The following is a 20,487-nucleotide window of genomic DNA, read 5'->3' on the forward strand; positions in this document are numbered from 1 at the left end:
ATCGCCCGAAACCATCAGACCATGAGCCACCGACCGTGGCCGGGTCACACCCCGCTAGGGCAGGATTTGGCAGAGCTCGGTCAGCGCCGACTCCCACACGGCATCGGACACCGCCGAGAAGTTCACCACCAGTCCCTCGCGCACCCGGGTGTCCGCCGCGGCCTCGACCTGCCGAAACTCCGAGAGCGCGCTCACCATGACCCCGCGCTCCCGCGCCGCATGCAGCACCCGCCCCTCGGTCCCCGGGGGCAGCTCGATCACCGCCTGCAACCCGGCGGCAACCCCGCTGACCCGCAGGTCCGGGGAGGTACGCAGCACCGCATCCACGAGCTGGTCGCGACGCCGCCGATAGCTCTGCCTCCGCATCCGTACGTGGCGATCCAGCGCACCCGAGGTGATGAACTCGGCCAGGGTCAGCTGCTCAAGCGCGCTCACGTTATCCAGCGCGCCCTTGGCCCCCTGCACCGCCGCAAGGAGGTGCTCGGGCACCACCATCCAGGAAACCCGCAGCGCCGGGGCCAGCGACTTACTCGCGGTTCCGAAGTACACCACCCGTTCGGGATCTAGCCCTTGGAGCGCGCCCACCGGGCGGCGGTCATAGCGGAACTCGCCGTCGTAGTCGTCCTCAAGGATCACCGCATCCGTGTCCCGCGCCCAGGCGAGTGCCGCGCCGCGACGCTCCGGGGAGAGCACCACCCCGGTGGGAAACTGGTGCGCGGGAGTCAGCAGGACCGCCGCGGGGGTATCCAGGGCCGCCAGGTCCCGGATCCGAGCGCCGGACTCATCCACCGCGAGGGTGGGCAGCGTCAGTCCCGCCTCGCCGAGCCGCCTCCGGTAGAGCCCCAGCCCGTACGCCTCGGTGGCGACGCTCCGAGCACCGCGGGTGCGCAGGGCGCGCGCCATGATGTCCAGGCCGTCATAGAACCCCGCGGTGATCACGATCCGCGCCGGATCCGCCCGGACCCCACGCACGCGGCCCAGATAGTCGGCGAGGGCACGGCGCAGGACCGGCTGTCCGAGCGGATCGCCGTACCCAAACGCGGTGTGGGGTGCGGCGGTCAGCGCCCGACGGCCGGCGGCCAACCAGGCCGAACGCGGAAACTCTGCGAAGTTGGCGGCCCCGGGAATCAGGGTGGCCGCAGGCATCCGTCGTGGTTCGGGATGCGGGGGCGACGAGGGCGGGGTGAGAGGCACGGTGCGGGCGGCGACTCGGGTCCCCGACCCCTGACGGGCGATCAACCACCCCTCGGCGATCAGCTCCGCATAGCACTCGGTCACACTGCTGCGGGCAATCCCCAGGTCCACGGCGAGCGCGCGCGAGGCGGGCAATCGGGTGCCCGGACTCAGCCGGCCGGTGGCGATGGCCTCCCGCAGCGCCGTCACGAGGCCCGCCCGAATGCCCGTTTCGGCAAGGTCCAGGTGGAGGTCCACCCCCGCGCGAGCCAGCAGCGGCGAGCCGGAATTGGTCTGGTTTTTTCCCATATAGGTGGATCTTACTCCCGGACCAACCGCAACCTACGCTCGGAGTATGAACACCACAACAACCCTGAACAACGAGCACACCCCGCGCACCGACTGGAGCGCCCACGCACCCGAGATTTTCAGGGCGCTGGTCCGACTCGACTCGGTCGCCGGGGGCACCCTGGATCCCGCGCTGGTCAACCTGGTGAAGATCCGCGCCTCGCAGATCAACCACTGCGCGTTCTGCCTGGACATGCACTCCAAGGACGCTCTGGCGGCCGGGGACACCGCCGAACGAATCATCCAGCTCACCGCCTGGGAGGAGTCACGCCACTTCTATACCGCCCGCGAGGTTGCCGCGATCGAGCTGACCGAGGCCGTCACTGTCATCACCGATGGGTTTGTGCCCGATGCCGTCTATGCCCGCGCGGCGGCGGTTTTTGACGAGACCGAGCTGGTGCACCTGATCGGCGTGATCGTGGCCATCAACGCGTTCAACCGCTTCGGTGTGGCCACCCGAATGGTGCCGGGACACTACGTCGCCGGAGCCGCCCACTAGGCATTCGACCGTGCCGCCCGGATATTGCCGGGCGGCACGGGTGCAGGGTCAGAATGGGGACACTCGATTATTCCTGTTGCCACTGCATGGGTTGCTATCCGCTCCGCCAACGCAAGCGAGAGTCCGAACTGGTGCGCGTACAAACCATTCGTTTCCCGTTGACCGAGTAACCAATAGACCCTGACTGCGAGCAGAATTTCCCCGATCCCACAGCGCCACCGTTTGAAGGTGGCCGTTCGGAGGTAGGTGCCGGTTCCAGGGGCATCGGAAGTTCCGGTAACGGCAATGGTTCTGGATCGGGTTCTACTTCAGGGATGGGTTCCGGTTCAGGCACAATCACCGGCGGGCTCGCCGATTTCGTGGGCGCTGGCCTTGCCGGGGCAGGCTTGACCGGTGTCGGGATCGCAGGCGATGGTCCCACTTCACGTTGGGATGGCGACGCAGGGCGTGGCTGTGCCGAAGTGACAGAGGATTTAACAGTCCGTTGTTGAGGGCACGCCACTAAGACATCGGCAATACTCGCGCGCTCGGCGGGAGTTACCCATAGCCCATACACTGCCTTCACCGAGACCTGCCGGGCCACATACGAGCATCTATACGCTGAATCGTATGGCAACCACTTAGATGCGTCGGCACCAGCCTTGTTGCGCCCGATTAGTCCCGCAACGAATACCGTGTTAATCGGGTCAGTCGCAAAGAGCCGACGTCGTTCCGGTGAAAGATCCTGCGCACCGGTCGCCCAGGCGTTTTCCAATGAAACAACGTGATCAACCACCACCGCTCCGTCGCCTCCGTTGATCGGCAATTCCAGACCGGTGTAGGCGTCGTGGGTGCCACGTGGGACTCGTTGTTTGGTGCCCGAATACACATCAAACTGTGACTGATCGACAATTCCAACCGCGCTGGTTTCAGGCAGAACTTCCAGCGCATCAAGTGCTTCCATCGCCAGGGAAGACTCATTGAACGTGCCAGGAAGCGCCGATGGCCAGGTACTTGGTCGCGGCGACGCGCTAGGTTCAGCTCCGGGCACTCTCGCTTCGGGCACACTCGTATTCGAAGTTGAGATTGAGACCGCAATCATGATCAGAACCATGCTGCCACCCAGTACTGCACCACCAATGGCACGAGATTCTGGCAGCCGCGCCCAGCCTCCACGCCCGGAGATCAGGACGTATAGTCCAGTGCAAATCCCGGCCAGAGAAATTGTAGCCAGTAGCCCAGGGGTTCCGTGAGACACCGTCATGATCGACGCTAAAACGACTATCACGGCCGCAACGATCGCCGTGCTGATACCGACTGGACGGCGCGGTGAACGAGACATCATGAGGAACGGTTCGTTTCTGGGTTTCTACTGCGAGATCCAGCGCAGACGGCCGTCCTTGGCGGTGCCGCAGACCATCGGGGTTCCCTTGGCGGTGTGCCCGGTCGCGCCGCCCGAGGAGCAGAACGATCCCGGGTGTACGGTTCCCCCGCCGGCCGGCGGGGCGGGTGCCGGGGCCGGGGCAGGTGCGGGCGGTGCCGCGGGCTTCGCGGGAGCCGGCTTGGCCGGTGCCGGCGCAGGCGCGGGTGCGGGTGCGGGCGGTGCCGGAACCGGGGCGGGTGCCGGAGCGGGCTCGGGCTCCGGGGTCGGCGTGGGACGCGGTTCGGCCCGGGTCACCGGCGAGTGCACGGTCACCTGCGTCGGGCAGCCGGCCAGGACCTCGGCCATGCGCGCGTGCTCCTCGGGGGTCACCCACAGCCCGTAGACCGCCTTGACCGACAGCTGACGGGCAACATACGCGCAACGGTAGGCGCCGTCGGTGGGCAGCCATCCGGTTGCATCGGCATCCAGCTTTTGCTTCTGGGTCGCGGCGGAGACGGTGACCACGTTGAGCGGGTCGGTGGCCAGCATCCTGCGCCGCTCGGGGCTCAGCTTCTGCGCGCCGGTCTCCCAGGCGTTCTTGAGTGACACCACGTGGTCCTGGCGGATCGCGGCGGCGGGAACCACTCCCTTGCGGGCCTTGATTACCCGGCCGGTATAGGGATCGGTCACGTCGCCCGAGACGCGCGTCGACTCCGAGTCCTCAACTCCGAACTGCCCACCTCCCTCATACGGGACCTGGGTGGATACCGGCTGCACGTCCAGCGCCTCCAGCACGTCGCCGGCGGTCTCCGACTCCTTAAACGTTCCGGGGAAGGCCGGCCCGGTCGCCGAGGGGGTCGGCGAGGGAGCGGTACTCGCCCGCGCCGAGGCACTCGGCGCGAAGGCCGCCGGGCGCTCATCGGCCTGGGTTGCCCGGGGCGGGGAAATCGCCGAACCAACCATCATGGCCACCAGGCTCAGCGCCACCACCATGCCGCCCACCGCGCGCGAGCGGGGCAGGCGCGCCCAGCTGGTGCGTCCGGTGGCGGCCACGAAGATGCCGGTGGCCAACCCGGCCAGACCCAGCGTGGCGAGCATCCGGCCAAAGCCACCGCTGCCCAGCATCGAGAAGGCGGAAATGGCCACCAGGGCACCGATAATCCAGGTGCTGGGGCCGACGTTTGGTTTGGGTTCCGGGGTCATCGGGGGGAGGTCCTCTCACGCGCGTTCGCCGCGTTTATGACGCGTGAGTGCCCGAGCGAAGGGTATTTCGCCGGGGTTCACGCCCATCTTCGCGCGATTCGGGCGCGCGAAAATTCAGCTCCGAGAGTATTGCCGGATGCGGATGCGCACCAATCGGTTCCGCCAACACGCCGCGCCCGAGCGAAACTGGGGACAAGCGGTCGACCAAATGGGGGACAGCTAGCGGCCGAGCTGCGCCGTCACCGACTGCGCCTGCGCATCGGTGAGCGAGGCGACATAGTCGATCACCGCGCGCCCCCGGCCGCGGCGGGCCAGGCTGGCGTCGTCGCTGACCCCCTGCAGCCGCCACGGATCGTCGCGACGCAGCTCATGATAGCTCTCGGTCGCCTCCTCCACCTGCTCCAGCAGGCGACGCGGGGCACGGGCGGCATCGTCGGGATCACGCAGCCATTCATCCAGCCCGCGCACCAGCGCCTCCACCAGCCGTGCCTGCCCGCGCTGGGTGGTGGCGAGATCGGGGTTTTCCAGGACAAAGCGGGTGTGCACAAACTTCAGCACCATCACGTCGTGCCAGGCCTGCGTGGCCAGGCGGACGTGGCTGCTGCGCACGTGCGGGTGCTCCTCGACCACGATCGATCCCTGGAAGCGATCGAGCCAACGGCGGATGAACGCCGAAAGCTCGCGTTCACTCCCGATCCCGCCGTCGAAGGGGACCGCCAGCAGGCCGTCCACGAGCTCCTCGGCCACCCGATCCACCGCGTTGCCGAAGGCCTCATCGTCGGCGATCCAGCCGTCGCGGCTGAGCAGGTGTCGACGCAGGGCCTCCAGCCGGTAGCCGGGCACGCGCGGACGCGCCGCCAGTTCGGCGGCATCCAGGGCCGCCATCTCCGCCCGGTCCCGCAGCCAGGTGCGCAGCTCGGCCGAGACGGTCGCGTGCTGCAGCACCCCGGCCCGGTAAAAGTCATCGAGGTCGTGCAGCGAGTAGGCGATGTCGTCGGCGATGTCCATGATCGAACACTCCACCGTCTGCTGCCACGGCGCGATCGCCGGATAGGCGGCGCGCACGGCCTCCACCTCGCGAGCATGCAGCGAGTACACCGAGAACTTATGCGCCCCGGTGACGCTCGGCTGGCCCACGCCACGCGGACGCTCATGCGGCGGCAGATCGGTATACGCATCGCGCCACTCGAGCCGGGTCCAGGGGTACTTCAGCACCGCCGCGCGCACCGCGGTGGTGAGGTTGAGCCCGGGCTGGGCGGCACCGTGGGTGTCGAGCTCGGCCAGGATGCGCAGGGTCTGCGCGTTGCCCTCGAAGCCCTCGGTGAGCCCCAGATGATCGCGGGCCACCCGATCCAGCACCTGCTCGCCGAGGTGGCCAAAGGGCGGGTGTCCCAGGTCGTGGGCGCTCGCGGCCGCCTGCACCACCACCGGATCGCAGCCGCCGAGGCGGTCGATGATCGCCCGGGTCGGGGCGTCGGCATAGAGCAGCCCCACGGCGATCTCGCGGGCCACCGCGGTGACCTTAATCGAGTGGGTTAGCCGGTTGTGGATGACCGGGCCGCTGGTGGCCTGGGGCATCACCTGGGTGACCGCGGAGAGCCGGGAGAAATACGGCGAGAATCGAATCCGCTCCAGATCCACCCGAAAATCATGGGAGGCACGGGCGCCCGGCTCCGCGGGTTCCGGGGTCGCGCGGGCATGTCGGGCATCACGCGAAACGGGAACGGGTGCGGGCTCGGTATCACTCATCGCGGGTCTCCTCGGCTGTGTGCGCTGTCTGGCCATCCTAGCCAGCGCGCCCGGGTACACGCCCGAGGGCCCGGCGGTCGCGAGTGAAAAATCCCCGCCTCAAGCAGTTGTGGGCATCGAGGCGGGGACGGTCCGTCCTTAGGGGGGAGGAGGATTCGTGGATCAGCGTAACCCTCGAATGTTGGTGGCCGAACCCCGGAGGTCCGGTTTTCACCCTCGGGTTCACCCGGCATCCGTTACGGGGTGGGATCCCCGATCAAACCCAGCCGGGCCGCGCGCATGATCGCGTCGCCCCGGGTGCTCACCCCCAGCTTGCGATACACGGATCGGGACTGGGTTTTCACGGTATTGGGCGACACGGTGAGGGCCCGCGCGATCTCGGGTGCCGTCAACCCGTGGGCCAGGTGGCGCAGCACCAGGCGCTCCCGGGTGGTGAGGTGAACGTGTTCGGGGGCCGACTCCCACACGTTGGGCAGCACGCTCAGCCGCGCGTTCAGTGCCTCGGCCAGGGCCAGTCTTCCCTCGACGCGGGCGCGGGCCTCGAGCCGAACCAGGCGCTCATGGGGCACGGCCAGCAGCGCCAGCGTGACCCCGGTTTCCGCCAGAATCGCCAGGGCACCCTCCAGCGCGTCCAGGCTGAGCCGCGGATCATCATCGTCCACGGTGGCCGCCGCCAGGAGCAGCTTGGAGAGCACCTGCCAGCGCGGGGTGAGGGCATCGAGGGTCAGCTCGCTCACCCGCACCGCGCAGTCGCGCACCTGCCCGGCGGCCAGCTCGCGTCGGGCGCGATACAGCACGGTTTCGGGATCCGAGGAGATCAGCTGCGCGGCCAGCCGGTCGGCGCGGGCCAGGTCGCCGCCAAAGAGTTCCAGATCCGCGCGCAGGATGGTTAACCGGCTGCGCACCAGCGGATGGATCGGCGGGCGTCGTTCGTCGTTGAGCCGCGAGTCGAGCCGGGTGATGGCCCCCACGCGCATGCCCCGCATCAGATCGGCGAGGGTCAGGATGCTGAGCGCCGCGGGCCAGTGCTCGCTGGTTTCCAGCTCCTCCCGGTACGTCTCCAGGAAGGCGACGGCCCGATCCGCCTCCCCCGCCTCGAGCGCCAGCGTGGCACGGGCGGTGGCCTCCAGGGTGGTGAGGTAGAGCCGGTTTTGGGCCACCAGCGGACCGATCTGATCGAGCCGGTCGAGCGCCTCGCGGGTCTTACTAAAGTCGCCGCGCGCCGCCGAGATTCCGGCGATCAGCGCGAGCACATGCACCCGATCCTCGGGGATCGCGGAGTCGGTGGCGGCCAGCGCCGCCCCCAGAATGTCCAGGGCGTGCACGCTGCTTCCGGCATAGTGCAGGGTGATCGCCAGGTGGGCACCCAGCACGGGCAACACCGGGCCCAGGGTTTCCCGGGCGTCCAGGGGCAACGCGGTGATCGCGTCCTCGGCGAGCTTGGCGGCCGCGACCGCGGGACCAAACCGGCCGATCACCCGGTTGGCCACCGACTGCATCGAGAGCAGCAGTGCCCGCTCGTGAACCGGCGCGGTGACCAGCCGGTCCCGCACGGCGGCGAGGGCCAGCCCGAAGTACTCGGTTCCGCGCAGGCGGGTCAGGCCGCTGGAGTTGTAGACCAGGGCGAGGGTCATGCAGAGCATCGGGAAGCGGCGGATCTCACCGAGCGGGATGCGGCGCAGGCTGCGGGCCACCACCGAACCGTGCCGGCTCATCAGCGGCCCAAAGTTGCGCCACACCACCTCGGTGGCCAGGTCCAGGTCGCCGATCGCGACCGCCCGGGCCAGGGCCTCGGCCGGGTATCCGTTGCGCATCTTCCAGCGGATGATGCGGCGAGCGGCCGCCGCATGCTGGGTCGGATGGGCCTCGCGCAGCTCGGTGACCATCCGCGCGCGCAGGCGGGGCCCCAGGACCAGCGGATAGCGGCCGGCGGCATCGGCGTCGCGGGCATCGGGCCCGAACACTCCCACGTTCAGCAGGCCCGAGATCTGCGCGGTGGCCGCGGCATCCCCCTCGGTGACCGCCGAAATCAGGTCGGCGGGGATCTCGTCGGGCAGGCCGAGGGCCAGGAAGCGGGCGAAGCTGGTGTCCGTGATGAGGTCGGCGCGCACCCGGTCCAGATACCAGTCGAAGACGGTATCCCCGCCGTTCAGCAGCCCGCCGGACGGGGTTGTCAGCGGATGGGCGGGGGTGCCGTGCGCCACCGCGTGCAGGGTGCCGAAGGTTCCATCCAGGCGGGTGTCGGCAGCGGAGGCGGCGCGATCGGGATCGGGATATCCCAGCAGGCGGAAGTAGCCGGCGGTCTCGTCCGCCCCCAGCAGGAGGTCATCGCGGGTGAGCAGCTCACGCTCGATCCCGGCACCGTCGGCCCGGGCCAGCAGCGCCCCCAGGTCGCGGCCAAACACGATAAAGCGAATATTGGCGCAGGCGCGGACCACCCGCACGATGTCCTCGAGGATTTCCGGATCGGTGATGCGGTGGGCATCCCGGATGACGATGGTCTGCTCCCCCAGCGGCCCGAGCCAGCGAATCAGCCCCTCGCGGGAAAACGCGCCGACCGGATCGACGGGTTCCCGGGCGGTCAGCAGCAGGTGCAGGACACCCCAGAAGCGCGCGCGGGACTCGGTGCGACTCGCCCCGACCCAGACGCCCGAGCGCTCGGGACGGGCCGCCGACCACTGCGAAACCAGCGTGGTTTTGCCGGCACCCGGTGGGGCCTCGATCAGCACCAACCCGGAAATATCCAGGCGCGGAATCAGCATTGCTCGGGTGAGTGCGAGCCGTGGTAGGCGCGCTGACAGGCGAATCAGTTTCGGCTCCTTGTGATCTTTCCCGCTCTACGCCGGTCTGGATCTGGCCGGTTCGCCCCCGCCGTCACTATACATTTCTGCGCTCGGCGAACATACACCCGCAAACGGGGCACTCGAATCGGGCACCCCCTAGCCGAGTTTTCATAACAGGTGCATGATGGAGGTACGGGCCCACAATCCCGGGCCCATCAAGGTATCTTCAGAAGAGGTCAGCATGCGTAACATCACCGTTCTTGGGACCGGTGTTCTCGGCTCTCAGATTGTCTTCCAGACCGCGATTCACGGGTTCCCCGTGGTGGCCTATGACATCAACGATGCGGCAATCGAGGCGGCCCGAACCCGCTTCGCCGAACTCGCCAAGGTCTATGCCCGGGAACTCCCCGGGGCCACCGAGGAGAGCGCCGCACGGGGCCTGGCAAACATTTCCTATTCCACCGATCTGGCCGAGGCCGTGGCGAATGCGGACCTGGTGATCGAGGCGGTACCCGAGAACATCACCGTCAAGACCGACACCTACACCCGTCTCGCGGCGGCGGCCCCCGAGCACACGATCTTCGCCACCAACTCCTCGACGCTGCTGCCCAGCGATATCGCCCCGTCCACCGGACGCCCCGATCGCTTCCTCGCGCTGCACTTCGCCAACCGCGTCTGGATCCACAACACGGCCGAGATCATGGGCAGCCCGGAAACCGACCCGGAGGTGTTTGCCCGGGTGGTGAAATTTGCCCAGGAGATCGGCATGGTCCCGATCGAGATTTTCAAGGAGAAGGCCGGCTACCTGCTCAACTCGCTGCTGGTACCGCTGCTGGATGCGGCCGCGGACCTGGTGACCGGCGGATACGCCACCCCGGAGAGCGTGGACCAGACCTGGCGGGTGGGCACCGGCTCACCAATGGGTCCGTTCCAGATCCTCGACGTGGTGGGGCTGAACACCGCCTACAACATCGCGCTGGCCGCGGGTGCGCCGCGGGCCGAATTCGCCGCGTACCTCAAGGAGAACTTCATCGACAAGGGCAAGCTGGGACGCGGCACGGGCGAGGGCTTCTACACCTACCCGGCCGAGGACTAGGTCGTCACACACACCGCCGGCCGCGACCCAGATTGTGGGTCGCGGCCGGCGGTGTGTCCTAGCGGGGGTCGCCCGGCTGGGTGACCCGGCGGCCGGTCAGGCGGGTACGGCGTGCCAGTTCGGCCGCGATTCCGGCCTCGATGTCCGCGTCGCGGAAGGCCGGAAGCGCATAGATCAGCGTGGGTTCGGCGGTGTCCCCATCGATCCAGCGCACGCCGCCACAGCCGAGCACCGAATCCCCGCGCCGGGCGATGATCAGGTCGCCGCCCGTACCCTGCAGTGCGGCGATCTCGGCGGATCCGAGTGCCTCGCGCAGGCGCTCGGGAGCGGGGGTCACGCCGTCCCGAAGCTCGGCCTCCTCGCGCAGATACGAGGTCAGAATCGACAGGGCGAGCGGGTCACGCGGATCAATCGAGGCATAGGTGATGTCGGACATGCTCCGAGCGTAGCGGGTTCGCCCCTCGGGTTCGAACGACGTGGGACGATAGGGGCAGCACATCCGCGAGTCTCGAAGGATCCCCATGAGTGATCGTGTTCCCCCGCTGCCCGAGATCATCACCCGGGCCCTCGCCACCCTGCGGGCGGCGGGAATCCCCGCCGAACTGCGCGCCGAGTTTGTGCCCGCCCACACCCGGCTGATGATTCCGCGTCGGGCGGCGATGATCCCCCGGGGTGAGGTGTGGCGGCTGGGTAGCCTGCTGCTCGGGCCCGAGGGCGACCTGTATGAGACCGGCGAGGTGGTGCGGGCGAGCGAACCCGGCTGGCCGGGGCACCAGTCGGTGCTCGCCGAGCAGCGCCGGGAGTATCGCAGCGCCGCGCAGCGGGCAAAGATTGCGCCGGGCACCGTGATCAACCTGGGATGGACGCCGATTGATCAGGATCCCGAAGCCTTAGCGGTCTCCCCCGGGGCACTGTTTGTGCGCGACGGCGAGCCCCTGGTGCGCTGGGTTCCCGGCAACGATGCGGCGGCGATCGGCCTCGGCTCCTACCTCGGCGAGCGAATCGAACTCCTCACCAACGCACGCGGGGACTAGGCGGCGCGACGGCCGCGGGGATCCCCGCGTGTGATGTGCGCGGGGCACTAGGCGGTCCGACGACTCCGGGGTTCCCCGAGCATGGTGTGCGCGGGGCACTAAGTGGTGCGACGACTCCGAAGTTCCGGGGGCGGCGGGACCTGCTTGGCGGCGATGACGGTCGACAGATCGACGACCTCCATGCCGCGCCTGGTGGCAATCGCCACCGCACTCTCATCCGAGCGCAGGAACCAGCCCAGGGCGTCGGTAGCGCTGCCGTCGGGCAGGCGATAACGCACCACGATCCGGTCGCCCTCCTTCACCGTGCGCAGGAACTCGACCGCCTCGCCGCCAATCACGAGACACCTCCGAGCTGCCCCGGCCACTCGCGCAGGAACTCGACCACCGTGCCGACGATCATGCGGCACCTCCCAGTCGGGCAAGCCATTCGCGCAGGAACTCAATCACCGCGCCGCCAATCATGCGGCACCTCCCAGCCGACCCAGCCATTCGCGCAGCAGGGCCGTTTCGGCGGCGGTGAAGGCGGCGGCGTCTACCCGCTCGTCGGTCCCGTGTTCCAGGGCGCTGGCGAGGGTGGTGGCGGCCCCGGCCACCGCCGAGGTGCCCGGCGCCGCGGCGTCGGTGAAGATCCCGGCGAGGGTTACATCCCGAACGGTGTGGGAGATCGAGGGATCCGGGTGCAGTTCGGGACGGGTGACCAGGGCCAGGGCGATGCCGGTGTTGGCGGCCATGATCGTGCGGGTCGCCCGGTCGGCGTCGATCCGCAGGCGGCCGGCGGCACCGGCGCGCACCACGAGGGCACCGAGCAGATCATAGGCCTCGGCGAGCGCACCGCCCGGGGCATCGGCCCCACCCTGGAAGGTCAGTCGGTAGAGGGCCGGATGGGCCAGGGCAAACGCGGTGTGGCGATCCCAGCCCTCGCGCACATCGGCCACCGGGTCATCCCCCGGTACCGCCGCCCGCTTCCCACCGAGGTAGGACTCGAACGCGGCGTCGATGGTGGCGCGAATCAGGCCGTCCTTGTCTCCAAACAGGCGATACAGGGTCGGCTGTTGTACGCCCGCGGCCTCGGCCACGGCGCGCGTGGAGACCTCGCCGGTGGGTGAGTCGGCGAGCAGGCGCGCGGTCACCTCGATGATGCGTTCACGATGATCCATGAATCAACGCTAACACGATTCACGGATCAATGAAATACGCGGTTAGCTCTCGGGCAGCAGAATGTGGAACCCGGTGCGATCCCCGTCCACCCGCACCCCGCGCAGATCCGGCAGCACCGCGTGGGCGAGCGGGGTCAGCAGGGTGCGTTCGGAGGCGATCGAGGAGGTGGCCAGGGTCACGCAGCCCGCGCCCACGGCCGCGTGCACTCCGGCCTCGGCATCCTCCACCGCAAAGCAGGTGGCCGGGTCCAGGCCCAGCCGGGCGGCCCCGGTCGCAAAGGGTTCGGGATCGGGCTTGCCCCGCGTCACGTCGCGGGCGGTCACCATCGTGTCCGGCACCGGGATGCCCGCGGCGTTCAGCCGGGCGAGGGCCACCGGATAGGTGGCCGAGGTCACCACGGTCCAGGGGATATCGCCCAGCTGCGCGATGAAGTCGTGCACCCCGGGCCGCGGGGTAATCGGCGCATCCGGACGGGTTTCCCACCATTCCAGCCGGTCGAAGGCGTAGTCAAAGCGCTCGGGCGGGGCAAACTCGGCGATGATGTCGCGGGCCGGTCGTCCGTGACGGCGCTCGAGCGGAGGCGTCTCCACGCCGAGGTCCCGGGCCCAGCTGGACCAGGCAAACTCGATGAACTCGGTGGAATCCACCAGGGTGCCATCCATATCGAAGAGAACCCCGAGCAGCGGGGTGTCGTTCAGCGCGCCCATGCCCTAACCCGCAAACGGGGTGACGGGACGGCCCGGGATCGCGACGGTTGCCGCAAACACCGATCCGGCCAGCGGCTCCTCATGCGGTTCCAGGAACTCCCGCGAGGTGGTGATGTAGAGGGTGCGCAGGTCCTCGCCGCCCAGGGTGCAGGAGGTGACCTTGCTGACGGGCAGATCGATCGTGTCGGTCAGTACTCCGTGGCGGTCATACCGACGCACGCCCGAGCCGCCGTAGAGGGCGAGCCAGACGCCGTCCTCGGCATCCACGCACAGCCCATCCGGACCGCCGATGCCCTCGGGCAGGGTCACGAAGGGGCGTCGATTGGTGGGGACGCCGTCCGCATAGTCGAACACGTCGATGCGGCGGGTGGGGGTGTCCACGTAGTACATCAGGGAACCATCAGCGGTGAATCCCATGCCGTTGGAAATGGTTACGCCGTCAAAGAGCGGGGTGATTTCGCGGTTCGCGCCGAAACCGAATACCTCGGCGGTTCCGGGAACCTGGTCGTAGCCCATCGTGCCCACAAAGAGGTTACCCTCGGGGGTTGTGCTGCCCTCGTTAAAGCGGTGCGTGGCACCCTGCCACACCGGATCCGAGACCCACTCCCGGCCGCTCTCATTCCAGAGCGCAAACTCGCGCTCGGTCACCACCAGGAAGCCGCCGTTTTCGCGGGGACGGATCATCGCGGCCACCGAGGATCCGGTGTCCAGGCGGTCCACCCGGCCGGTGCGCGCATCGAGGCTCAGGATGTCTCCGGCGAGCATGTCCACCCAGCGCAGTCCACCCCAGGTGGGCGACCACACGGCACCCTCCCCGTGATAGGCGATCGGATCGGTAACCTGCTCGGCCTGCGTCATCGAAGAACCATCCCTGCTGTCGGGGCGCGGCCGGAGGTCGCACACGCCTGGAACCGAGTCTAGCCGGGAGGCCCGACCACGCTCCAGGGGGAGGCGGCGTGGTCGGACACGGGAAAACCGTCCGGGCAGCGACGAGGACCCCAGGGGGTAACGGCGTGGCCGGGCACGGGATTCCGCCCGGGCAGCGACGAGGACCCCAGGGGTGCGCGGCGTGCCCGGGCGTCCTCGTTACTCGCCCTCGGTGCGGTGGATTCCCAGATCCACGCGGCCCGGGACGAACTCGTCGCGCAGCACACGCGCGGGCCGGTACTGGCCGCTCTTGCGGGTGCGGTAGGGCACCGGTACCTCCTCGTGCACCCCGACCAGGCGCTCGGTCAGGCGGGTGATCTCCCGCGCCGAGCTCTCGGCGGTGATGTCATCGGCCTGGTCGATCAGGTGGATCGGCAGGGTCGACATTCCGGTGTAGAACAGGGTGCCGTGGGTCAGCCCGAACAGCAGCGTGTCGATGTCCCCGGAGATGCCGCGCGGGCCCAGGGCCGTCGCGTGCTCCCCCGCGGTGACCACGATCAGCGCGCGCTTGCCTCGCATCAGGCCGTCGCCGTAGCGCAGGCTGCCACCGGTTTCGGGATCCTCGATGTCGAACGCGAAGCCCGAGGCAAACACCCGGTCCATCCATCCCTTGAGCATCGCCGGAACCGCGTACCACCACAGCGGGAACTGAATCACGATCAGGTCGGCGGCCAGGAGCTTGTTCTGCTCGGCGAGGACGTCGGCGGGAACCTCGCCGTCGGCACGGGCCGACACCCAGCGGGTCATGAAGGGGTCATCGTCGTGGGCGTGGCTGCCGAAGTCGGCGCTGGTGAGCAGCGGGTCAAAACCCATCGCATAGAGATCGCTGGTTTCCACGGTGTGGGTTTTCTCCAGCTCGGCCCGGCCGGCGTCAAAGAGGTCGCGGTTGAAGGACTTCACCTCGGGGTGGGCGTAAATCCAGAGGGCTTGTGGCTGAGTTTTTGTCATGAGACGATTCCAACAGGTGCATTCAATTTTGGGAAGTATGCACTTTTCTGTCAGCTACTAACAGTTGGGATAGTGTCAATGCGTACAAGCACCGCCGAGGCCATGGAAATCTGCTCGGTCGAGGTCACCGTGAGCCTGCTCGGCGGCTGCTGGAAGCTCACCATCATTCAAAAGTTGCTCGAGGGCACGCTGCGCTTCGGGGAGCTGCGCCGCGAGGTCGGCTACGTCACCGATCGGGTCCTCACCCGCCAGCTGCGCGAGCTTGAGGCGGACGGGATCATCCACCGCGAGGTGTACCCGCAGGTGCCGCCGAAGGTCGAGTACTCGCTGACCCCGCTGGGCGAATCGCTGCGCGACATGGTCGCGATGATGGATGCCTGGGGTCAGCACTGGGCGAAGGAGCAGGGTGTGGGGGCCGCGGTTCCCGCCTAACCACAAACGGCCGGTGCATGCACCGGCCGTTTGTTCACACGCGTTCTAGCCGCGCAGCTCCGCCGTGCGCGGCGGGTTGGCCCCGGCGCGGGAGACGGTGATCGCCGCGGCGGTCAGGGCATCCTGGGCGATCAGATCCAAGGTCTCGGAATCAAGCGAGCCGGCGCGCACCGATGCTCCGGCATCCAGGCGCAGGATCGCCGCGAGCATCGCGGCCATAAACGAGTCGCCGGCGCCGATGGTGTCGGCCACGCTGACCCGCGGCGCCTTCGCCTCGGTGTGCACCCCGCCGGTGAACAGCAGGCAGCCCTCGCCGCCGCGGGTCATCGCGGTCAGGCCCGCGCCGAAGGAGGCGAGGTGTGCGAGCACCTGCTCCTGGGTCAGCTCGGGGTAGAGCCAGACGGCGTCCTCATCGCTGAGCTTGATGACGTCCGCCAGCGCGGCGATCCGCTCGGTACGCGCCCGGACGTCTTCGCGGTCGGGCACGATCATCGGGCGCACGTTGGGATCAAAGCTGATCAGCGCGTGGGAGCGGGCGGCGGCAAGCATCGACTCGACCACGTCCGCGCCGGGAGCAAGGAATGCGGCGATCGAGCCGGTGTGCACCAGGGTCACGTCCGCCGGTACTTCGATCGAGGCCAGCTCGCCGGTGATCTCAAACGTGTAGGTCGCCGCTCCGGTCTCGTCCAGGTTGGCCTGGGCGGTCGCGGTGGGAGCGTCGGTCACGGACTCGGCGCTCAGCTCGACATCGCTCTCGGCGAGGTGAGCGGTGATCGCGGCACCGCGCTCATCCTTGCCAAAGCGGGTGTGCAGGGTCGTGGGCACGTCGAGCCGGGACAGGCCGATCGCCACGTTCAGCGGGCTCCCGCCGGGGTGTTCGGCGGTGCCGTTCGGTCCCGAAACGATGTCGGTCAGGGCCTCGCCGATCACAAATGCGCGGGCGTTACTCATGCGGTTTCTCCTTTGACAACCAGTGTCTTCAGGCTAGTGGATCGACTCACGCAGCCGAACCGTTCAGCGCATCCAGGGTCGCCGCGGCACCGTCCCGGCGCAGGGCCTCCAGGGTCGCCAGATACGGGGTGACAAAGGCGTCGTGGGTCGCGATGTCGCCGAAGACCGGGGCGTACTCGATGATCGCGCGCGGCTCGGCTTCCAGCTTGGCCGCCAGGGCGGTGAGGTTGTGCTCGATCTCGGTCTGCGCGGGCTGGGCGTGACCGTCGCGCTCAAGCTGGAAGACCCAGCTGGCCACCAGGGCGGCACCGAAGGTGACGTCGCGTCCGGCGGCGATGTTATCCACGATGGTGGGCAGCACAAAGGTCGGGATCCGCGATCCGGCATCGGTCGCCAGGCGGTTCAGGGTGTCCGCAATGGCCGGGTTGGTGAAGCGCTCAAACAGCGTGTTCACATAGTCGTCGAGGTCGATCCCGGGCACCGGGTCCAGGGTCGGCCGCGACTCGGCCAGGAAGCGGTGCAGGAACGCGACGATGCGCGGATCCGTGGTGGCCTCGTGGGCAAAGGTGTGCCCCAGCAGCAGGCCAAAGTACGCCATCCCCTGGTGGCTGGCGTTGAGCAGACGCAGCTTCATCTTCTCGTAGGGGGCAACGTCGGAAACCAGCTGCACCCCGACCTTCTCCAGCGCGGGACGACCGGCGGTGAAGTGATCCTCCAGGACCCACTGCACAAAAGGCTCGGCCACAACCGGCCAGGCGTCCTCGACGCCAAAGGTGTCGCGCACCAGGGCGCGGTCGGCGTCGGTGGTGACCGGGGTGATCCGGTCCACCATCGAGCTGGGGAAGGCCACATTCTCGGCGATCCAGGCGGCCAGCTCGGGATCCCGGCGGCGCGCGGCCTCAAGGATCACGCCGCGGGCAACCTCGCCGTTGCCGGGCAGGTTGTCGCAGCTCATTACGGTGAACGGAACGGTGCCGGCGGCGCGGCGACGAGCGAGCCCGGTGACGATCAGATCAAACACACCCAGCGGATTCTCGGTGCCCTCCTCGGGCAGGCGGTAGCCGCCCTCGGTCACGGTGAGCGAGACGATGCGGGTGGTCTCGGCGGTCAGCTCGGACAGCACGGCCTCACGGTCGTCGGGGGCGAAGCGGTAGTCGTGGATCGAGCCGATGACACGGGCATCCAGCTCCCCGGTGCCAGACTTCAGGACCAGCGTGTAGAGCGAATCCTGGGCGGCCAGCACGTCGCGCATACGGGCGTCCCCGGGCATCACACCCACGCCGCAGATGCCCCACTCGTTGCCCTCGCCGAGGGCCAGCAGACGATCCAGGAACATGGCCTGGTGGGCGCGGTGGAAGTTGCCGAGGCCGAAGTGCACGATGCCGGTGCGGATGCCCGCACGATCGTAGCGGGGCAGTTCCACCGGGGCCGATCCGGACGCGGTCACCGCGGGGGTTTCGGCGGGCTTGGCATCGGCGGCGGCGTGCACCAGCGTGGCGATGGGCACGGGGATCGGCTGGGTGGTCATCGGTCTGCTCCTTTGGGGACTCACGGGGCGTGTTCACCCGTTCCCCCAGACTTTCACGCGACACGGGACACGATCCACCGATTGAATGGTGGGTTTGTGACCGATGTGTGTGCGTCCGGATCCGTGTATTTCGGGGCCGTGCGGGATGTGACCGGTCCCAACCTGACCGATTGCACGCATACGGTGACCGTTGTGCGCGGTGGGTGGTGGGAACGATCACCGCACGGCCGAAACGGGGCGCACGCGGTGGCCTGTGGACGCGGTGGCCGGATACCCAAACGGGGTCGGCTGCCGGACGCGGCGGAGACTACACCCGGACGATCCGCGCCCCACGCTCGGCATACTCGCGGGCGATCGAGGCCGAGAGCGCCTGCCCGGTGATCATCGTTTCGAAGTCGGTGACGTTGGCGAAGCGCACAAAGCTGGTGCGCCCAAACTTATTGTGATCGCCCACAAACAGCCGGCGCGCGCTCACCCTGACCGCGGTTTCCTTGACCGCGGCCACCGCCGGGTCCGGGGTGGTCAGCAGGCCGTCCACCGAGACGCCGTTGGCACCGAGGATCGCCAGGTCCGGAACGAACCCCTCGAGCGCCCGGGTCGCCCAGAAGTCCACCGCACCGAGGGTTGCCGGGCGAATCCGCCCGCCGAGCATGATGACCTCGATTCGCGGCCGGTTGGCCAGGCGCAGCACCGCGGGAATCGAGGCGGTGATCACCGTGAGTGGGCGATCATCGGGCAGGGATTCGGCCACCAGTGCGGGCAGGAATCCCTCGTCCAGGAACAGCGTGCGCGCCTGCGCCAGGCGACCGGCGGCGGCCTGGGCGATGCGCACCTTCTCGGCGGTGTGGTTGGTCTCACGGAACGCGATCGGGGTTTCCACCGCGCCGCTCTCGACCATCCGGATCACGCCGTAGCGGCGCTCGACCCGGCGCTCTCGTTCGAGCTCGCGCAGGTCCCGGCGAATGGTCTCCGGGGACACCTCGAAGGTCTCGGGCAGCTCGGCGACGGCGAGGCTGCCGCGCTCGCGCAGCAGCGTCACGATGGCGTCGCGACGCTCACGCGCGCCCTGCTGGTTGCGTGCCACATCCGGCATCGGGTTCACCGTCCTCTCGCATGCTGGTCCGTTCGGTTCGGGATCAGTCGCCTTCAGCCTAGCGCGCCAATCCGCCCAAAACCCCGCGGATCCGGCGACGCCCGCACGGCTTCATCGACGCAGGTTCTCCGGGCCTGTACGAGCCACCACCCTCGCCTGCAACTCACGAAGAAGTCGTGTTGCGGTACGATCGGGGCGTGAAAAACGACGACATCACGCTGAGGCCCACGCTCGGTTCTCGCGAGTATCCCGCCCTGATGAGCGTGTGGCACAGCGCGGTCACCGCGACCCATGACTTCCTGACCCCCGAGGACATCGAGTTCTATCGAGAGCGCATCGAAAGCGTGTACCTCGACGCCGTCACCCTCACCGTGGCCACCATCGATGATGTGCCCGTGGGGTTTTCGGGACTGGCGGAGGGCTCGCTGGAGATGCTGTTTGTCCACGATGATGCGCGCGGCAGCGGCGTGGGGTCGGCGCTTCTCGCGGCCGCCGTGGCCACTCATCCCGACCTGACCATCGACGTGAACGAACAGAACCCACGGGCGCTGGGGTTCTATCAATCGCGGGGATTTGCGGTGGTCGGCCGCTCGGAGCTGGACGGTGACGGACGCCCGTTCCCGCTGCTGCACCTGCGCCGCGAGGACGCCTAACTAACGGTTTTCCCAGGTCTCGATCCGCGCAAATGTCGGCGCGGACGAGTACCGTAGGTGGGTGACTCATCTTCTCCTGCTTTCCCGCGGCCTCGGTGCCGTCCCCGCGTTCCTGGCGGCAACGGTGCCCCATAAGACCCCGCTGATCGGCTATATTCCCGACGCCACCCGCGACTTCACCGACGCCCCGTTTGTGCGCGCCGAGCGCGAAGCCCTGGCCTCGCTGGGCAACCCCGTCCTGGAACTCCCCCTCTCCGCCCACACCCCCGAGTCGCTTGCCGCGGCCCTCGATGAGGTGGACGCGATCTACGTGGCCGGCGGCGACACCTTCGCCCTCCTGGACGCCGTCCGCACGGCCGGCGTCGCCGACCTCCTCAGACAGCGAGTGGAGGCGGGACTGCCCTATATCGGGTCGAGCGCCGGCTCGGTTCTGGCCGGTCCGGACATTCGGCCGATCGGCCCGCTGGATGACCCCAAGGGTCTGCACGCCGGCACCGACACCACCGGCCTCGGCCTGACCGACGCGGTCGTTTTGCCCCATGCCGACGGACTGCTGCCGCCGTACCCGCTGGTCCTGATTCAGCGCACCCTGGCGCGCTACGCCGACCGCTTCCGCATCGTCCCGGTACGGGATGACCAGGCGCTGCTGCACGGACCCGCGGGCGAGCGCCTGATCGAGTCCTCGCCGCTGCTGGACGTGACCGAGCTGCTGGCCGAGTCCGAACAGCTGGCCGAATCCGATAGCTAGCAGGGAGATTCCTGAACGCTTCCGGGGAACCCTGGCCTTCGCCGAATCGGCGGCGTAACGTAATTCTCGGATCCCCCGCCCGCGGGTTGGTGGCCCCGCAGCGTTATTCCCCCTG

20 protein-coding genes are annotated in these 20,487 nt (G+C 68.5%); 6 read left to right on the top strand and 14 right to left on the bottom strand.

The annotated features are described in order from the left end of the window. Positions 1-54: 54 nt before the first annotated feature. Positions 55-1,482: a PLP-dependent aminotransferase family protein gene (locus C7C57_RS14410; protein ID WP_187976939.1), complete on the bottom strand. Its 1,428-nt coding sequence runs from the start codon at positions 1,480-1,482 to the stop codon at positions 55-57. Between the two features lie 46 nt (positions 1,483-1,528). Here C7C57_RS14410 and C7C57_RS14415 point away from each other — a divergent pair, with 46 nt between their 5' ends. Then, on the top strand, positions 1,529-2,020 hold the full coding sequence (locus C7C57_RS14415) for a carboxymuconolactone decarboxylase family protein (RefSeq protein ID WP_187976940.1): 492 nt from the start codon (positions 1,529-1,531) through the stop codon (positions 2,018-2,020). Between the two features lie 94 nt (positions 2,021-2,114). On the opposite strand, the gene C7C57_RS16000 is transcribed toward C7C57_RS14415, so the two are convergent. From C7C57_RS16000 to C7C57_RS14430, 4 genes are all read right to left on the bottom strand, one after another. After that, on the bottom strand, positions 2,115-3,344 hold the full coding sequence (locus C7C57_RS16000) for a DUF1524 domain-containing protein (RefSeq protein ID WP_370581418.1): 1,230 nt from the start codon (positions 3,342-3,344) through the stop codon (positions 2,115-2,117). A 24-nt stretch (positions 3,345-3,368) separates the two neighbouring features. Continuing rightward, positions 3,369-4,565 carry an HNH endonuclease family protein gene (locus C7C57_RS14420; protein WP_187976941.1) on the bottom strand — a complete coding sequence of 399 codons (1,197 nt, stop codon included), beginning with the start codon at positions 4,563-4,565 and terminating at the stop codon, positions 3,369-3,371. Positions 4,566-4,784: 219 nt separating this feature from the next. Beyond that, entirely contained in the window at positions 4,785-6,314 is a 1,530-nt protein-coding gene (locus tag C7C57_RS14425; RefSeq protein WP_187976942.1) for a deoxyguanosinetriphosphate triphosphohydrolase family protein, read from the bottom strand. 236 nt (positions 6,315-6,550) lie between these two features. Continuing rightward, positions 6,551-9,076: a LuxR C-terminal-related transcriptional regulator gene (locus C7C57_RS14430; RefSeq protein ID WP_187976943.1), complete on the bottom strand. Its 2,526-nt coding sequence runs from the start codon at positions 9,074-9,076 to the stop codon at positions 6,551-6,553. Between the two features lie 262 nt (positions 9,077-9,338). Here C7C57_RS14430 and C7C57_RS14435 point away from each other — a divergent pair, with 262 nt between their 5' ends. Next, the gene (locus C7C57_RS14435; RefSeq protein WP_187976944.1) at positions 9,339-10,193 is read left to right on the top strand and encodes a 3-hydroxyacyl-CoA dehydrogenase; all 855 of its coding nucleotides are present in this window, start codon (positions 9,339-9,341) and stop codon (positions 10,191-10,193) included. 58 nt (positions 10,194-10,251) lie between these two features. On the opposite strand, the gene C7C57_RS14440 is transcribed toward C7C57_RS14435, so the two are convergent. Next, positions 10,252-10,629 carry a hypothetical protein gene (locus C7C57_RS14440; protein WP_187976945.1) on the bottom strand — a complete coding sequence of 126 codons (378 nt, stop codon included), beginning with the start codon at positions 10,627-10,629 and terminating at the stop codon, positions 10,252-10,254. Between the two features lie 85 nt (positions 10,630-10,714). On the opposite strand from C7C57_RS14440, the gene C7C57_RS14445 reads away from it, so the two are divergent. Then, positions 10,715-11,227 carry a hypothetical protein gene (locus C7C57_RS14445; RefSeq protein ID WP_187976946.1) on the top strand — a complete coding sequence of 171 codons (513 nt, stop codon included), beginning with the start codon at positions 10,715-10,717 and terminating at the stop codon, positions 11,225-11,227. 98 nt (positions 11,228-11,325) lie between these two features. Here the strand turns inward: C7C57_RS14445 and C7C57_RS14450 are convergent, their stop codons facing one another. The 5 genes from C7C57_RS14450 to C7C57_RS14470 form a co-directional block, all read right to left on the bottom strand. Beyond that, positions 11,326-11,565, bottom strand: a complete 240-nt coding sequence (locus C7C57_RS14450) for a thioesterase family protein (RefSeq protein ID WP_255505709.1) — start codon at positions 11,563-11,565, stop codon at positions 11,326-11,328. Positions 11,566-11,685: 120 nt separating this feature from the next. Then, a complete protein-coding gene (locus C7C57_RS14455; protein ID WP_187976947.1) occupies positions 11,686-12,384 on the bottom strand; it encodes a TetR/AcrR family transcriptional regulator in 699 nt (232 codons plus the stop codon). A gap of 42 nt (positions 12,385-12,426) precedes the next feature. Continuing rightward, positions 12,427-13,092 (bottom strand): HAD-IA family hydrolase, encoded by a 666-nt coding sequence (locus C7C57_RS14460; protein ID WP_187976948.1) that lies wholly within the window; start codon positions 13,090-13,092, stop codon positions 12,427-12,429. Between the two features lie 3 nt (positions 13,093-13,095). Further along, complete coding sequence (locus tag C7C57_RS14465) at positions 13,096-13,950, bottom strand: SMP-30/gluconolactonase/LRE family protein (RefSeq protein ID WP_187976949.1); 855 nt, start codon at positions 13,948-13,950, stop codon at positions 13,096-13,098. Between the two features lie 228 nt (positions 13,951-14,178). After that, entirely contained in the window at positions 14,179-14,967 is a 789-nt protein-coding gene (locus C7C57_RS14470; RefSeq protein ID WP_187976950.1) for an NAD(P)H-dependent oxidoreductase, read from the bottom strand. A gap of 78 nt (positions 14,968-15,045) precedes the next feature. On the opposite strand from C7C57_RS14470, the gene C7C57_RS14475 reads away from it, so the two are divergent. Next, a complete protein-coding gene (locus tag C7C57_RS14475; protein ID WP_223144765.1) occupies positions 15,046-15,399 on the top strand; it encodes a helix-turn-helix domain-containing protein in 354 nt (117 codons plus the stop codon). A gap of 45 nt (positions 15,400-15,444) precedes the next feature. Here the strand turns inward: C7C57_RS14475 and C7C57_RS14480 are convergent, their stop codons facing one another. The 3 genes from C7C57_RS14480 to C7C57_RS14490 form a co-directional block, all read right to left on the bottom strand. Then, complete coding sequence (locus C7C57_RS14480; protein WP_187976951.1) at positions 15,445-16,350, bottom strand: carbohydrate kinase; 906 nt, start codon at positions 16,348-16,350, stop codon at positions 15,445-15,447. 46 nt (positions 16,351-16,396) lie between these two features. Further along, positions 16,397-17,878: a mannitol dehydrogenase family protein gene (locus C7C57_RS14485; RefSeq protein WP_187976952.1), complete on the bottom strand. Its 1,482-nt coding sequence runs from the start codon at positions 17,876-17,878 to the stop codon at positions 16,397-16,399. A gap of 307 nt (positions 17,879-18,185) precedes the next feature. Next, positions 18,186-18,971 (bottom strand): DeoR/GlpR family DNA-binding transcription regulator, encoded by a 786-nt coding sequence (locus C7C57_RS14490; protein WP_030149127.1) that lies wholly within the window; start codon positions 18,969-18,971, stop codon positions 18,186-18,188. 197 nt (positions 18,972-19,168) lie between these two features. Here C7C57_RS14490 and C7C57_RS14495 point away from each other — a divergent pair, with 197 nt between their 5' ends. Together C7C57_RS14495 and C7C57_RS14500 are read left to right on the top strand one after the other, a co-directional pair. Then, entirely contained in the window at positions 19,169-19,624 is a 456-nt protein-coding gene (locus C7C57_RS14495) for an acetyltransferase (protein WP_255505710.1), read from the top strand. A gap of 61 nt (positions 19,625-19,685) precedes the next feature. After that, positions 19,686-20,372, top strand: a complete 687-nt coding sequence (locus C7C57_RS14500) for a Type 1 glutamine amidotransferase-like domain-containing protein (RefSeq protein ID WP_187976953.1) — start codon at positions 19,686-19,688, stop codon at positions 20,370-20,372. The last annotated feature ends 115 nt before the right edge of the window (positions 20,373-20,487 follow it).

This window comes from Mycetocola sp. JXN-3, assembly GCF_014522285.1.
Taxonomy (GTDB): Bacteria; Actinomycetota; Actinomycetes; order Actinomycetales; family Microbacteriaceae; genus Mycetocola; species Mycetocola saprophilus.

Excerpts from the sequence above, each read along its gene's own strand:
- C7C57_RS14415 (WP_187976940.1), top strand. The coding sequence starts at position 1,529 with ATGAACACCACAACAACCCTGAACAACGAGCACACCCCGCGCACCGAC.
- C7C57_RS14490 (WP_030149127.1), bottom strand. The coding sequence starts at position 18,971 with ATGCCGGATGTGGCACGCAACCAGCAGGGCGCGCGTGAGCGTCGCGAC.
- C7C57_RS14480 (WP_187976951.1), bottom strand. The coding sequence starts at position 16,350 with ATGAGTAACGCCCGCGCATTTGTGATCGGCGAGGCCCTGACCGACATC.
- C7C57_RS14465 (WP_187976949.1), bottom strand. The coding sequence starts at position 13,950 with ATGACGCAGGCCGAGCAGGTTACCGATCCGATCGCCTATCACGGGGAG.
- C7C57_RS14440 (WP_187976945.1), bottom strand. The coding sequence starts at position 10,629 with ATGTCCGACATCACCTATGCCTCGATTGATCCGCGTGACCCGCTCGCC.
- C7C57_RS14435 (WP_187976944.1), top strand. The coding sequence starts at position 9,339 with ATGCGTAACATCACCGTTCTTGGGACCGGTGTTCTCGGCTCTCAGATT.
- C7C57_RS14475 (WP_223144765.1), top strand. The coding sequence starts at position 15,046 with ATGCGTACAAGCACCGCCGAGGCCATGGAAATCTGCTCGGTCGAGGTC.
- C7C57_RS14470 (WP_187976950.1), bottom strand. The coding sequence starts at position 14,967 with ATGACAAAAACTCAGCCACAAGCCCTCTGGATTTACGCCCACCCCGAG.
- C7C57_RS14455 (WP_187976947.1), bottom strand. The coding sequence starts at position 12,384 with ATGGATCATCGTGAACGCATCATCGAGGTGACCGCGCGCCTGCTCGCC.
- C7C57_RS14460 (WP_187976948.1), bottom strand. The coding sequence starts at position 13,092 with ATGGGCGCGCTGAACGACACCCCGCTGCTCGGGGTTCTCTTCGATATG.
- C7C57_RS14410 (WP_187976939.1), bottom strand. The coding sequence starts at position 1,482 with ATGGGAAAAAACCAGACCAATTCCGGCTCGCCGCTGCTGGCTCGCGCG.
- C7C57_RS14485 (WP_187976952.1), bottom strand. The coding sequence starts at position 17,878 with ATGACCACCCAGCCGATCCCCGTGCCCATCGCCACGCTGGTGCACGCC.
- C7C57_RS16000 (WP_370581418.1), bottom strand. The coding sequence starts at position 3,344 with ATGATGTCTCGTTCACCGCGCCGTCCAGTCGGTATCAGCACGGCGATC.
- C7C57_RS14445 (WP_187976946.1), top strand. The coding sequence starts at position 10,715 with ATGAGTGATCGTGTTCCCCCGCTGCCCGAGATCATCACCCGGGCCCTC.
- C7C57_RS14430 (WP_187976943.1), bottom strand. The coding sequence starts at position 9,076 with ATGCTGATTCCGCGCCTGGATATTTCCGGGTTGGTGCTGATCGAGGCC.
- C7C57_RS14425 (WP_187976942.1), bottom strand. The coding sequence starts at position 6,314 with ATGAGTGATACCGAGCCCGCACCCGTTCCCGTTTCGCGTGATGCCCGA.
- C7C57_RS14420 (WP_187976941.1), bottom strand. The coding sequence starts at position 4,565 with ATGACCCCGGAACCCAAACCAAACGTCGGCCCCAGCACCTGGATTATC.